This window comes from Streptomyces sp. NPDC088746, from assembly GCF_044751065.1.
GTDB lineage: Bacteria > Actinomycetota > Actinomycetes > Streptomycetales > Streptomycetaceae > Streptomyces.
The window spans coordinates 401,134-414,616 of record NZ_JBIVLA010000005.1 but is presented as its reverse complement, the minus strand read 5'-3'; the positions used below and the strand labels follow the sequence as shown (position 1 = coordinate 414,616).

The 13,483-nt window shown below is 70.9% G+C and carries 11 protein-coding genes; 2 read left to right on the top strand and 9 right to left on the bottom strand.

Annotation, left to right across the window (positions count from 1 at the left end):
- Position 1 precedes the first annotated feature (1 nt).
- The 4 genes from ACIP63_RS24185 to ACIP63_RS24170 all read right to left on the bottom strand — a co-directional run bounded on the left by ACIP63_RS24185 (position 2) and on the right by ACIP63_RS24170 (position 5,483).
- On the bottom strand, positions 2–967 hold the full coding sequence (locus tag ACIP63_RS24185; RefSeq protein WP_351171463.1) for a CoA ester lyase: 966 nt from the start codon (positions 965–967) through the stop codon (positions 2–4).
- On the bottom strand, positions 964–2,976 hold the full coding sequence (locus ACIP63_RS24180) for a protein meaA (protein WP_393760830.1): 2,013 nt from the start codon (positions 2,974–2,976) through the stop codon (positions 964–966). The genes ACIP63_RS24185 and ACIP63_RS24180 overlap by 4 nt, the downstream gene beginning before the upstream one ends.
- Before the next feature lie 8 nt (positions 2,977–2,984).
- Entirely contained in the window at positions 2,985–4,322 is a 1,338-nt protein-coding gene (gene ccrA, locus ACIP63_RS24175; protein ID WP_401519086.1) for a crotonyl-CoA carboxylase/reductase, read from the bottom strand.
- Between the two features lie 366 nt (positions 4,323–4,688).
- Complete coding sequence (locus ACIP63_RS24170; protein ID WP_401519084.1) at positions 4,689–5,483, bottom strand: GNAT family N-acetyltransferase; 795 nt, start codon at positions 5,481–5,483, stop codon at positions 4,689–4,691.
- 127 nt (positions 5,484–5,610) lie between these two features.
- Between ACIP63_RS24170 and ACIP63_RS24165 the strand changes: the two genes are divergently transcribed.
- Entirely contained in the window at positions 5,611–6,387 is a 777-nt protein-coding gene (locus ACIP63_RS24165) for a restriction endonuclease (RefSeq protein WP_401519083.1), read from the top strand.
- 18 nt (positions 6,388–6,405) lie between these two features.
- On the opposite strand, the gene ACIP63_RS24160 is transcribed toward ACIP63_RS24165, so the two are convergent.
- Both ACIP63_RS24160 and ACIP63_RS24155 read right to left on the bottom strand, forming a co-directional pair.
- Positions 6,406–7,221, bottom strand: a complete 816-nt coding sequence (locus ACIP63_RS24160) for a TetR family transcriptional regulator (protein ID WP_401519082.1) — start codon at positions 7,219–7,221, stop codon at positions 6,406–6,408.
- A gap of 91 nt (positions 7,222–7,312) precedes the next feature.
- Positions 7,313–9,094, bottom strand: coding sequence for a 3-hydroxyacyl-CoA dehydrogenase family protein (locus tag ACIP63_RS24155; protein WP_401519081.1), 1,782 nt, complete (start codon positions 9,092–9,094; stop codon positions 7,313–7,315).
- A 345-nt stretch (positions 9,095–9,439) separates the two neighbouring features.
- Here ACIP63_RS24155 and ACIP63_RS24150 point away from each other — a divergent pair, with 345 nt between their 5' ends.
- Positions 9,440–10,012 (top strand): adenylosuccinate lyase, encoded by a 573-nt coding sequence (locus ACIP63_RS24150; protein ID WP_401519079.1) that lies wholly within the window; start codon positions 9,440–9,442, stop codon positions 10,010–10,012.
- Here ACIP63_RS24150 and ACIP63_RS24145 read toward each other — a convergent pair.
- From ACIP63_RS24145 to ACIP63_RS24135, 3 genes are all read right to left on the bottom strand, one after another.
- Entirely contained in the window at positions 9,990–10,562 is a 573-nt protein-coding gene (locus ACIP63_RS24145; RefSeq protein WP_401519076.1) for a GNAT family N-acetyltransferase, read from the bottom strand. The two genes, ACIP63_RS24150 and ACIP63_RS24145, sit on opposite strands and share 23 nt — an antisense overlap.
- A 48-nt stretch (positions 10,563–10,610) precedes the next feature.
- Positions 10,611–12,188 carry an alpha/beta hydrolase gene (locus ACIP63_RS24140; protein ID WP_401519073.1) on the bottom strand — a complete coding sequence of 526 codons (1,578 nt, stop codon included), beginning with the start codon at positions 12,186–12,188 and terminating at the stop codon, positions 10,611–10,613.
- A 127-nt stretch (positions 12,189–12,315) separates the two neighbouring features.
- On the bottom strand, positions 12,316–13,359 hold the full coding sequence (locus tag ACIP63_RS24135) for an Rv2578c family radical SAM protein (protein ID WP_401519072.1): 1,044 nt from the start codon (positions 13,357–13,359) through the stop codon (positions 12,316–12,318).
- Between the last annotated feature and the right edge of the window lie 124 nt (positions 13,360–13,483).

The window sequence follows — 13,483 nt, the reverse complement described above, 5'->3', positions numbered from 1 at the left end:
ATCAGGCCTCCGGAGCTTCGAACTTGGAGGTGCGCTGCATACCGGCGGCGCGGCCCTTGCCCGCGATGACCAGGGCCATCTTGCGGCTGGCCTCGTCGATCATCTCGTCGCCGAGCATCGCCGATCCCTTCTTGCCGCCCTCCTCCGAGGTGCACCAGTCGTAGGCGTCGAGGATGAGCTCCGCGTGGTCGTAGTCCTCCTGCGAGGGCGAGAACACCTCGTTCGCCGCGTCGACCTGACCGGGGTGCAGCACCCACTTGCCGTCGAAGCCCAGCGCCGCCGCACGGCCCGCCACCTCGCGGTAGGCGTCCACGTCGCGGATCTGGAGGAACGGGCCGTCGATCGCCTGGAGGTCGTGCGTACGGGCCGCCATGAGGATGCGCATCAGGATGTAGTGGTACGCGTCCGCCGGGTAGCCGGGCGGCTGCTGGCCCACGACCAGGGTCTTCATGTTGATCGAGGCCATGAAGTCGGCCGGGCCGAAGATCAGGGTCTCCAGGCGGGGCGAGGCGGCGGCGATGTCGTCGATGTTCACCAGGCCCTTGGCGTTCTCGATCTGCGCCTCGATGCCGATCTTGCCGACCTCGAAGCCCATCGTCTTCTCGATCTGGGTCAGCAGCAGGTCCAGTGCGACGACCTGCTGGGCGTCCTGGACCTTCGGCAGCATGATGCAGTCGAGGTTCGGGCCCGCGCCCTCGACGACCGTGATGACGTCGCGGTACGTCCAGTGGGTCGTCCAGTCGTTGACCCGTACGACGCGGGTCTTGCCCGTCCAGTCACCGTTGTTGAGCGCGTCGACGATGTGGTGCCGGGCGCCCTCCTTGGCGAGCGGCGCGCAGGCGTCCTCCAGGTCCAGGAAGACCTGGTCGGCCGGCAGGCCCTGGGCCTTCTCCAGGAACCGCGGGTTCGAGCCCGGCACTGCCAGACAGGATCGGCGGGGACGCAGACGGTTCACGGGCGTGGTCATGCGGGGACCTCCAGAGGGTCGAGCTTGTTCGCTTTCCGGATCTCGTCGACGATACGGCCGATGATCTCGGTGATGCCGAAGTCCTTCGGGGTGAAGACGGCGGCGACTCCGGCTTCGATGAGGGCGTGCGCGTCGGCCGGGGGGATGATGCCGCCCGCGATGACCGGGATGTCCGGCGCACCGGCCTCGCGCAGCCGGTGCAGCACGTCCGGCACCAGCTCGGCGTGCGAGCCGGACAGGATGGACAGGCCGACGCAGTGCACGTCCTCGGCCAGCGCGGCGTCGGTGATCTGCTCGGGCGTCAGCCTGATGCCCTGGTAGACCACCTCGAAGCCGGCGTCCCGGGCGCGTACGGCAATCTGTTCCGCGCCGTTGGAGTGCCCGTCCAGGCCGGGCTTGCCGACCAGCAGCCGCAGTCGTCCCACGCCCAGGTCCCCGGCGGTGCGGGTGACCTTCTCGCGGACCAGCGCGAGCGGCGTCCCCGCCTCCGCGGCGACGGCCACCGGCGCCGACGAGACACCCGTCGGCGCCCGGAACTCGCCGAACACGTCGCGCAGGGCCCAGGACCACTCACCCGTGGTGACGCCGGCCCGTGCGCACTCGACGGTCGCCTCCATCATGTTCGCGGTGCCCGCCGCGGCCTTCTTCAGGGCCGTCAGCGCCTCGGTGGCCCTGGCCTCGTCGCGGTTGTCGCGCCACTCGTGCAGGGCCGCGACGACCCGTGCCTCGTTCTCGGGGTCCACCGTCATGATCGCGGCGTCGAGGTCCGCGGTGAGCGGGTTGGGCTCGGTCGTCTCGTAGATGTTGACGCCGACGATCTTCTCCTCGCCGCCCTCGATCCGGGCCCGCCGCGCGGCGTGCGAGGAGACGAGCTCCGACTTGAGATAGCCGGACTCCACGGCGGCCATCGCGCCGCCCATCTGCTGGATCCGGTCGATCTCGGCCAGCGACTCGGTGACCAGCTCGTCGACCTTGGCCTCGATGACATGCGAACCGGCGAAGATGTCCTCGTACTCCAGCAGGTCGCTCTCGTGCGCGAGCACCTGCTGGATCCGGAGCGACCACTGCTGGTCCCAGGGGCGCGGCAGCCCGAGCGCCTCGTTCCAGGCCGGCAGCTGCACCGCGCGGGCGCGGGCGTCCTTGGAGAGCGTGACGGCCAGCATCTCCAGCACGATGCGCTGGACGTTGTTCTCCGGCTGCGCCTCGGTGAGCCCCAGGGAGTTGACCTGCACGCCGTAGCGGAACCGGCGCTGCTTCGGGTTCGCGATGCCGTACCGCTCGCGCGTCACCCGGTCCCAGATGCGGCCGAAGGCGCGCATCTTGCACATCTCCTCGATGAAGCGGACCCCCGCGTTCACGAAGAAGGAGATGCGGGCGACGACGTCACCGAACTTCTCCTCCGGCACCTGGCCGGAGTCGCGCACGGCGTCGAGGACCGCTATGGCCGTCGACATGGCGTACGCGATCTCCTGGACCGGAGTGGCCCCCGCCTCCTGCAGGTGGTAGCTGCAGATGTTGATCGGGTTCCACTTCGGGATGCGGTTGACCGTGTACGTGATCATGTCGGTCGTCAGCCGCAGCGACGGGACCGGGGGGAAGACGTGCGTCCCCCGCGACAGGTACTCCTTCACGATGTCGTTCTGCGTCGTGCCCTGGAGCTTGTCCGGGTCCGCGCCCTGCTCCTCCGCGACCACCTGGTAGAGCGCCAGCAGCCACATCGCGGTGGCGTTGATCGTCATCGAGGTGTTCATCTGCTCCAGGGGGATGTCCTGGAACAGCCGTCGCATGTCACCGAGGTGCGAGACGGGCACGCCGACCCGGCCCACCTCGCCGCGGGCGAGGACGTGGTCGGGGTCGTATCCGGTCTGGGTGGGCAGATCGAAGGCGACCGAGAGACCCGTCTGGCCCTTGGCGAGGTTACGCCGGTAGAGCTCGTTGGACGCCTCGGCGGTCGAGTGACCGGCGTACGTCCGCATGAGCCACGGGCGGTCCTTCTGACGTTCGGTCATCGTCGACCTCAGACGTTGCGGAAGCGGTTGATGGCGTCGATGTGCTGCTCGCGCATCTCCGTGTCACGCACGCCCAGGCCCTCACGGGGCGCCAGCGCGAGCACGCCGACCTTGCCCTGGTGCAGGTTGCGGTGCACGTCGTACGCGGCCTGGCCGGTGTCCTCCAGGGAGTAGACCTTGGACAGCGTCGGGTGGATCTTGCCCTTGGCGATCAGCCGGTTCGCCTCCCACGCCTCGCGGTAGTTGGCGAAGTGCGAGCCGATGATCCGCTTCAGCGACATCCAGAGGTAGCGGTTGTCGTACTCGTGGTTGTAGCCCGACGTCGAGGCGCAGGTGACGATCGTGCCGCCCTTGCGGGTCACGTACACGCTGGCGCCGAAGGTCTCGCGGCCCGGGTGCTCGAAGACGATGTCCACGTCCTCGCCGCCGGTCAGCTCGCGGATGCGCTTGCCGAAGCGCTTCCACTCACGCGGGTCCTGGTTGTGCTCGTCCTTCCAGAACGTGTAGCCCTCGGCGTTGCGGTCGATGATCGCGGTGGCGCCCATCTTCCGGCAGATCTCCGCCTTCTGGTCGCTCGAGACGACGCAGATCGGGTTGGCACCGCCGGCCAGCGCGAACTGCGTGGCGTAGGAGCCGAGTCCGCCACTGGCGCCCCAGATCAGCACGTTGTCGCCCTGCTTCATGCCGGCGCCGTTGCGCGAGACGAGCTGGCGGTACGCCGTGGAGTTGACCAGGCCCGGGGAGGCGGCCTCCTCCCAGCTGAGGTGCTTGGGCTTCGGCATCAGCTGGTTCGACTTGACAAGTGCGATCTCTGCCAGGCCGCCGAAGTTGGTCTCGAAGCCCCAGATGCGCTGCTCGGGGTCGAGCATCGTGTCGTTGTGGCCGTCGGAGGACTCCAGCTCCACCGAGAGGCAGTGCGCGACGACTTCGTCGCCCGGGGTCCAGGCGTTGACGCCGGGCCCGGTGCGCAGGACGACGCCCGCCAGGTCGGAGCCGATGACGTGGTACGGGAGGTCGTGGCGCTTGCTGAGGTCGCTCAGCTTGCCGTACCGCTCCAGGAAGCCGAAGGTCGAGACGGGCTCGAAGATCGACGTCCACACGGAGTTGTAGTTGACCGAGCTGGCCATGACCGCCACCAGGGCCTCGCCCGGGCCGAGCTCGGGAACCGGCACGTCCTCGACGTGCAGGGACTTGCGGGGGTCCTTGTCGCGGCTGGCGACGCCGGCGAACATCTCGGCCTCGTCCTTGTGCACGGTCACCGCGCGGTACGACTCGGGGATGGACATGGCCGCGAAGTCCGCGGCCGTGCTGTCCTGCGATTGGATCGCGTCCAGGATTTCCTTCACGGTGATGCCTCCGGCAGATCGGGTCTCCGGCGTCGAGGGAAACGCTCGGAGGCCCCTGTGGTCAGGGGAGCGGTGCGGTGTGGAGGTGTGCCGTCGGTTCGGCGTGGTGGTGCTCTGTGCCTGCTCGGTGGAGCAGAAAAGGTTGCCTGTGACGCAGGCGCCCGGGCGCGCGGACACGTGGTCTGCGGGGACAGCCGGCGTACGAGAGATCTCTGCACGCCGGCCGCCCGGACACCTTCAACGTATGGCACTGCGTGACAGGTGGCAAGGCACCCAGTGCCAACAATTTCTCTCAGTTGTCATCTCGTAGGCACGCATGAGCAACATCATGGGTGGTACGTCGCATTGCTCCGCCTTTTGCGGTGGCTACGGCGCGGTGCGATACACGTACGGCGTCGTCGTGCTCAGAGCCGTGAAGCCGAGCCGCCGCAGGATCGGGGCGGAACGGTCCGTCGCGTCGACCTGGAGGAAGCGGTAACCGAGCCCGGCGGCGATACGGGCCCGATGGGCGATCAGGGCGCGGTAGATCCCCCTGCCCCGCCACTCGGCCGCCGTACCGCCGCCCCAGAGCCCGGCGAAGCCGGTGCCGGGGTGCATCTCCATCCGGGCCGAGCTCACGGGCTCGTCGCCGGCCAGGGCGACCACCGCGACGAACGTGTCCGGCGGGGCGTCGGCGAGCCGTGCCAGGGTCTGAAGGCGCAGCCGGGAGCCGTCCGTGCCGAAGGCCAGCTCATGGGCCCGGACCATCAGCTCCACCCCCGCGGCGTCGGTCACGTTCCGCAGCCGCACCCCCTCGGGGAGCTCCACCGCCCCGGCCTGGTCGGCGACCGGTGCCACCAGCAGCGTCTCCGGCGGCTCCGGCTCGAAACCGGCCGCGCCGAGGAGAGCGCCCAGCCCGGGCGGGCCGTCGTGGGCGTACAGCTTCCACTCGAACTCGCCGACACCCCGGGCGGCGTAGTGCCCCACCTGTGCCGCGATCTCCGACTCGGCGCGGGCGGGGGAGAGGTCCGGAGCCGTCCACACGACGCCGTTCCAGTCGTCCGGGCCGCCGGTCTGCCGTACGACGTCACCGACCCGCTCGACGCGCGTGCCGGGGCCGTCCGGGCGGGCGTGCTCGCGCATCTCGCGGTCGAAGAGGGCCAGCATCTCGTCAGGTTCCATGTGCGCATCCGAGCACTCCCTCCCCGGCCCGGCCACCGGGTTTCTCCCGACGGTGCGTCAACCGGCGGCCATGGGGCAGATGAAAGTGATCTTGATACGACGCAACGGACAAGGGGTGGGGTACGCGATGGGTATACAGACGCGCAGTACGGCCCGGAAGGGCCGCAGGCGCGAATTCGACGTCAGGCGGACGGCGTTCGGCTTCGCGTTCCTCGCTCTCCTGATCTGCGGCGCCGGACTCGCGGTGCGCACGGCCCTCAGGAGCGCCGAACGGCACCCGGTGGTCGCCGTCGTCTCGGCCGTCGCGCTGGTGGCCGCGGTCGTGGTGCTCCTGCGCCTGCGCCGCAGCCGCAGGACGGCCGCCAGGGCCGCGGCGGCAGCCGTCGAGACCGCCTACGAGGTCGTGGACGCGGCCCTGGAGGAGCTGCCGGAAGCCGACGCCGTGCCGCCGCGCCCCGAGCCGCTGCGGACGGTCGACCAGGAGGCCATGGCCCCGTACGACTACGAGGCCATGGACCCGTACGACTTCGAGGAGGCCGTGGCCGCGCTCTGCAGGCGGGACGGCTGCCTGGACGCCGAGGTCGTCGGAGGAGCCGGAGACCTGGGCGCCGACGTGGTGGGCACCACGCCCGACGGCCGCCGCCTGGTCGTGCAGTGCAAGCGGTACACGAGCGACAACAAGGTCGGCTCGCAGGACCTCCAGCGCTTCGGCGGCACCTGTTACGCGGTGCACGGCGCCGAGGCGGCCGTCGTCGTCACCACCGGCGAATTCACCGATCCGGCTCTCGAGTACGCCGAGCAGTGCGGCATCGTCTGTGTCGGTCTCGACGGGCTCACCGCGTGGAGCGAGGGCGCCGCGCCGCCCTGGTACGCGAGCGCCTCCGTGCAGCCCGCCGAGGGGTGAACCCCGCCGGGGCCGGGCTCAGTGCTCCTTCAGCGCCTGCTGGATCGTGCGCATGATCTCGTCGAGCGGCGCGTCGGTACGGGCCACGGTGACCAGCACCTCGCCCTCCCTGGACACCGAGGCCGCGGGGGCCTTCCCGGTCTCGCCCCCCACGGTCCGCCCCGCCCCGATCCCCGTGCCGAAGGTCTCCCGCACGATCGCGAACGCGTGGTCGAGCTGGGACTCCACGTCGCCCTGCCCGTCCGCCCGCAGCCAGCGACGCAGCACATGGTTGTGCGCGGTCACGACGGCGGACGCGGCGACCTCGGCGAGCAGCGGGTCGTCATTGCCCACCTGGTGGTCACGCTCGTCGAAGTGGCCCAGCAGATAGCGCGTGAACAGCCGTTCGTAGCGGGCCACCGAGGCGATCTCGGCCTCGCGGAGCGTGGGCACCTCACGGGTCAGCTTGTAGCGCGCCACGGAGACCGCCGGCTTCGCCGCGTACATCTTCATGACCTCCTTGATGCCGCGGCACACGGTGTCGAGCGGGTGCTCGTGTGCGGGGGCGGCGTTCAGGACGGCCTCGGCCCTGACGAGGGTGTCGTCGTGGTCCGGGAAGATGGCCTCTTCCTTGGAGCGGAAGTGGCGGAAGAACGTGCGCCGGGCGACCCCGGCCGCCCCCGCGATCTCGTCGACCGTCGTCGCCTCGTACCCCTTCGTGGCGAACAGTTCCATGGCCGCTGCGGCCAGTTCGCGGCGCATCTTGAGTCGCTGGGCGGCCGCCCGGGTGCTCGCGGCACTCTCAGGGGCGTCCGCCGAGGCGGAGGAACGAGGGGACTTGGCGGGTTGGGACATGAGGTGAACGTAACCCATCGGCGCAGGGGAGTGCGCCTGTGGGGGCGGGTCGCCGGAGGGTCCAAGCAGCCCGCCCCACCCCGCCCCGATGTCAGCGGCGGGCATATTCGCGGAAGCCGCGCCCCGTCTTGCGGCCGAGGCAGCCCGCGGCCACCAGGTGCTCGAGCAGCGGCGCCGGGGCGAGGCCCGGGTCGCGGAACTCGCTGTGCAGAACCTTCTCGATGGCGAGCGAGACGTCCAGGCCGACGACGTCCAGGAGCTCGAAGGGGCCCATGGGGTAGCCGCCGCCCAGCTTCATCGCCGCGTCGATGTCGTCGAGCGTCGCGTAGTGCTCCTCGACCATCTTGATCGCGTTGTTGAGGTAGGGGAACAGCAGCGCGTTCACGATGAAGCCCGCCCGGTCACCGCAGTCGACCGGGTGCTTGCGCACCTTCACGCAGACCTCGCGGACCGTGGCGTGCACGTCGTCGGCGGTCAGCACCGTGCGGACCACCTCGACCAGCTTCATCGCGGGCGCCGGGTTGAAGAAGTGCATCCCGATGACGTCCTCGGGACGCGAGGTCACCCGGGCGACCGCCACGACCGGCAGCGACGAGGTGGTCGTCGCGAGCACCGCACCCGGCTTGCAGACCTTGTCCAGGGTCTGGAAGAGCTCCCGCTTGATCTCCAGGTCCTCGGCGACCGCCTCGACCGCGAGATCGACATCGGCGAAGGAGTCCAGGGAGCCCGCCGGGGTGATCCGGGCGAGGGTCTCGTCCCGGGCCTCCTCCGTCAGCCTTCCCTTGGAGACGGAGCGGCCCAGGGACTTGGCGATCCGGACCTTGGCCGTGTCCGCTTTCTCCTGGCTGCGCGCGGCGAGGACCACGGTGTACCCGGCCTTCGCGAAGACCTCCGCGATGCCCGACGCCATCGTCCCCGACCCGGCCACCCCCACCGAGGAGACCTCGCGCCCGGTGACCGCGCCCGCGCTCTCCACCGGGGTCAGGGCGTCCGGCACCACGGTCTGGCCGCCCGGGGCGTCGTAGGTGTAGAAGCCCCGGCCCGCCTTGCGGCCGGTCAGACCGGCCTCGCTGAGCTGGCCGAGCACCGGCGCCGGCGCGTGCAGCCGGTCGTGGGACGCGGAGTACATGGCCTCCAGCACCGTGCGGGCCGTGTCGATGCCGATCAGGTCGAGCAGCGCCAGGGGGCCCATCGGCAGCCCGCAGCCCAGCTTCATGGCGGCGTCGATGTCCTCACGGGAGGCGTAGTTGGCCTCGTACATCGCCGCGGCCTGGTTGAGGTAGCCGAACAGCAGACCGTCCGCGACGAAGCCGGGGCGGTCGCCCACCGCGACCGGCTCCTTGCCCAGCTCACGGGCGAGCCGGGTGACGCTCTCCACTGCGGGCGGGGCGGTCAGCACGGAGGAGACCACCTCGACGAGCTTCATCGCGGGCGCCGGGTTGAAGAAGTGCAGGCCCAGGACCCGCTCGGGGTGCTGCGACTCGGCGGCCAGCCGGGTCACGGACAGGGCGTTCGTGCCCGTCGCCAGGATCGCGGTGGGGGAGACCACGGCGTCCAGCTCGCGGAAGACCTGCTGCTTGATCTCGTACGTCTCCGGCACGACCTCGATGACCAGCTCCGCCTCCGCGGCGGCCTGCAGATCGGAGAACGTACGGAACCGGGCGAGGATGTCGCGCCGCTCCTGCGCCGTGATCCGCTCACGGCGCACGGCGCGCTCGGTGGAGGCCTCCAGGGTGGCGACGGCCTGCCGGGCGGCGGCCTCGTCGATGTCGATGCCGATGACCTCGCGGCCCGCGCGGGCCAGGACCTCGGCGATGCCGGTGCCCATGGTGCCGAGGCCGACGACGGCAATGGTGGTGAGCGGGGTGTCCATCACGGGACTCCAGGGTGAGTGACGACTGTGAGGAGCACGGCGGCGCGCAGAGTCGGAATCAACCGGCGCTCGGTGTGCGGGAATTGCGTGTCGTGGTGCACGGTTCCGGGCGCTCTGGGCGCGCCGGGGGGAAGGGTGACGGGCTCTGTCCCGGAGCCACGTCTCACGAACTGCCGAACCGACAAGCACTCCGGGTGGCTGCGTCACCAGGCCACCGGAGCTGCGGGTGTGTGTCCCGCTCACCTGAGCCTAACCGGCGAGTAACGAGCGCGCCAGCCCTGGCGACCTGTGCGCTGGCACACAGTTCGCCGACCACAGCGCGTTCGCCACCGTAAACTCAGCGTCATGGATGAGGAGTTCCGCTCGCTTACGGACAGGCTCGGCGACGAGGCCGGTGAAACGGAGGACTTCCGCCGGCTGATCACCACCCAGGACGACGAGGAGCTGGCCAGGGTCCTCGTGGAACGCGAACGCCCGCTGTGGGCCCGCGAGGTCGCGGCGTTCCGGCTCGGCTGCCGGGGCGACCGCCGGGCCTTCGAGGCGCTGGTCCTCCTCCTCAACCACCGTGACCCCGAGCGCTGCGTGTCCGCCGCGCACGCCCTCCGGCTCCTCGGCGACCCGCGGACCCCGAGAGCGGCCGCCGCGCTCGCCACCAACAGCCTGCGGACGGGTTACGCGCTGCACCCGGTGCGGCTGCTGACCGCGCTGCGCGCACCCGAGTCGGTGCCCGCCCTGGTCAGCACCCTGCACCGCCTGCTGACCCCCGACGAGCCGCACTGGCGCGTCGCGCTCGCGTGCGTCGAGGGCCTGGGAAGCCTGGGGGACGGAAGGGCCCGCCCGGTCCTGGAGGCCGCACTGCCGCACCCCCGGCTCGGCACGGCGGCGGCGGAGGCGCTCAGGCGGCTGCCGGCTGGGTGAGGGTGCGGACGTACCTGACCTCGGGCACCATGGCGTCACCCGCCTCGAAGGTTTCCTCCGCGCCGTCCGGCCGGAACCTGGCCTGCTCGTAGAAGCGCCGGGCCCGTGTGTTGTCCTTCAGCACCCAGAGGGACATCCCGTCGAACCCCTCCGCACGGGCCCGCGCGATGACCTCGGTCAGCAGCGCGCGCCCTGTGCCCGTGCCGATGCGGTCCGGGTGGACGTAGAGCGCGTACAGCTCCGCGCTTCCGGGGCGGGCGCTTTCGTCGCGGCGCGGTCCGTAGCAGGCCCAGCCGGTCAGCGTGGTGTCCGGGGCCTCGGCCACCAGGTTCACCGGTCCGCCCTCCGCCATGAGGTACGCGCGCCGGCGCTCGGCGTCCTCGCCGACGTCCATCGCGTCCAGGTACGCCTGCGGGATCAGCCCTGCGTACGCCCGCCGCCAGCCGCGCACCCGGATGTCCGCCACGGCGGCGCAGTCGTCGACGGTCATGTCACGTGTACGCACGCCGGGGGCGTACGCGGGATCGGGGCGTGGGGTCACGCGGTCCATCCTGGCGTACGCCCCCGGCGTGGGGCCCGGTGTTTTCTCAGCCGCGGGTCAGCCGCGGAAGCCGAGCAGACCGTGCAGTGTCTTGCCCTTCAGGTTCGCTCCGGCCTTCGTGGCGGGGGCCGGCTTCGGCTCCGGCAACGCGTCGCAGACCGCGTCCGCGCCGCTGCCGCCGCCCGTGGGGAGGGTGCCGTCGGTGAGGTAGTCCACCAGGTGCGCGTCCAGGCAGTTGTTGCCGCTCAGGGTGATGCCGTGGTTGCCGCCGCCCTGCTCGACGACGAGGCTCGACCCCCTGAGCCGGCGGCTCATGGTGACGCCGCCCTCGTAGGGTGTGGCCGCGTCGTCGGTGGCCTGGAGGATCAGCGCGGGCGGGATCTCGTCGTTGGTGACCCGCACGGGCTCCAGCGGCTCCACCGGCCAGGTGGCGCACGGGGCGTTGTACCAGGTGTTGTTCCACGACATGAAGGGCGCCTTGCGGTGCGCCTGCCAGGTGTCGTTGCGCCAGGTGCTCCAGGTCCGGGGCCAGCCGGCGTCGCGGCACTGCACGGCGGCGTAGACGGAGTAGCCGTTGTCTCCGCTGCTGTCCACGGCCGCGAAGTCCTCGTACGCGGTGGCCAGCGCCTCCTGGTCCTTGTCGTTGACGTACGCCGCGAACGTCTCGGCGAGGCGCGGCCAGTAGCCGTTGTAGTAGCCGCCCGGCATGAAGGTGTCCTCGAGCTCACCCGGCCCGACCTTGCCGGCCGCGGGCTGCTTCTTCACCGCGTCGCGCATCCGGTACCACGCGGCCTCGACCGCCGCCGGGTCCTTGCCGAGCTCGTACGTGGCGTCGTTCTTCGCGACCCATGCGGCGAACGCTTTGTGGCGGGCGTCGAACGCGTGGTCCTGGCCGAGGTTGTCCTCGTACCAGACGCCGTCCGGGTCGACGACCGAGTCCAGTACCAGGCGGCGTACGCGCTCGGGGAACAGCTTGGCGTACACCGCGCCCAGGTAGGTGCCGTACGAGTAGCCGAAGTAGTTGATCCGCTCTGCGCCCAGGGCCCCGCGGATGACGTCGAGGTCCTTCGCGGCGCTGACGGTGTCCATGTACGGCAGCAGGTCGCCGTGCTTCTCGCCGCAGGCGGCGGCGAAGGAGGCGGCCCGGGCGCGCGCGGTCTTCTCCGCCTCGTAGGAGTCCGGCACGGAGTCGGGGCGCACGGGCTCGAAGTACTTCGGCACGCAGTCCAGGGCGGGGGTGCTCTTCCCGACCCCGCGTGGGTCGAACCCGATCACGTCGTACTGCGCGGCGAGCTTCGTGGGCAGCGAGGACGCGACGAAGCCCGCCATGGAGAGGCCGCTGCCGCCGGGGCCGCCGGGGTTCACCAGCAGGGGGCCCTGCGAGGTCTTCGCCGTGTGCGGGATCCGGGAGAGGGCGAGGGTGACCTTCCGGCCCGACGGGTTGTCATGGTCGAGCGGCGCGCGGACGGTTGCGCATTGCAGCGCCGGATACGTCTTCGTCCCGCAGCCCTTCCACGAGAGCGGTGCTGCGGCGGGTGTCGTGGTGGACGGCGCGGACGCGGTGGACGGCGCGGCGGTCACCAGACCTGCGACCGTGGCGCCGACGGCGACCAGAATTCCTGCACGTTTCGTCATAGGGCCTCCCGTGGTCGGGGAACGCGGCTGTGGGTGGCACAGCCCCCGCCGCATGCTTCCCGGATCCGGCCCGGGCAGGTCACTCGTCGTCGAGAGTTGACCCGTTCGGGCAGGGAGACCGGCGCGGTCAGAGCAGGGTCAGCTGGGTGGGGCCCGGCGTGTGACCGTCCGTGAGGACCGGCGGGGCCTCGCGGACGAGGCGGCGGGCGCCGCCCCGGTCGGCCGGGCCGATGCCGAACTCGGCCGCGAGCTCGTGGACCCGGCGGGTGATGGACCGCTGGTACCAGGTCGGCGCGTACGCCCCGTCCGCGTACATCCGTTCGTACCGTCGCACCAGGTGGGGGTGGTGCTGTGCGAGCCACCGCATGAACCACTCGCGGGCGCCGGGCCGCAGGTGCAGGACGAGCGGCGTGACGGAGGTCGCCCCGGCGGCGGCGATGGCGCGGACCGTGGCGCGCAGCTGGTCGGGGTGGTCGCCGAGGAAGGGGATGACCGGGGCCATCAGCACCCCGCAGCCGATCCCGTGGTCCGTCATGGCGCGGACGACGTCGAGGCGTCGCTCGGGCGAGGGGGTGCCCGGCTCGACCGTGCGCCACAGCTCGGGGTCGGTGAATCCGACGGAGACGGAGACGCCGACCTCGGTGACCTCGGCGGCCTGTCGCAGCAGGTCGAGGTCGCGCAGGATCAGAGTGCCCTTCGTGAGGATGGAGAAGGGGTTCGCGTGGTCGCGCAGCGCCGCGATGATGCCGGGCATCAGCCGGTAGCGGCCCTCGGCCCGCTGGTAGCAGTCGACGTTCGTTCCCATCGCGATGTGCTGGCCGTGCCGCTGGCGGGAGGCCAGATGACGGCTCAGCAGCTCGGCGGCGTTGACCTTGACGACGATCTGGGAGTCGAAGCCGAGACCGGTGTCCAGGTCCAGGTAGCTGTGGGTCTTGCGGGCGAAGCAGTACACGCACGCGTGGGTGCAGCCCCGGTAGGGGTTCACGGTCCATTCGAACGGCATGCGGGAGGCCCCGGGCACCCGGTTCACGATCGAGCGGGCCCGGATCTCATGGAAAGTGATTCCCCTGAATTCCGGCGTGTCGAAGGTGCGCGTCGTCACCGCGTCCGCGGCGAAGAGCGCACCGTTACCCGCCTTTGTGGTGTTCTCTGCCAGATTGTCCCAGCGCATGAACGCCTCCTTGGTAGCACTCCGCAGAGAATAGAACATGTGTTCCCTTGATCGTGCGCGGCGGAGCGGCGGGCCCGATTTTGAGGGGCCGTACCCGAGGTGGTTGGCTCAGCAGCACCCCGAA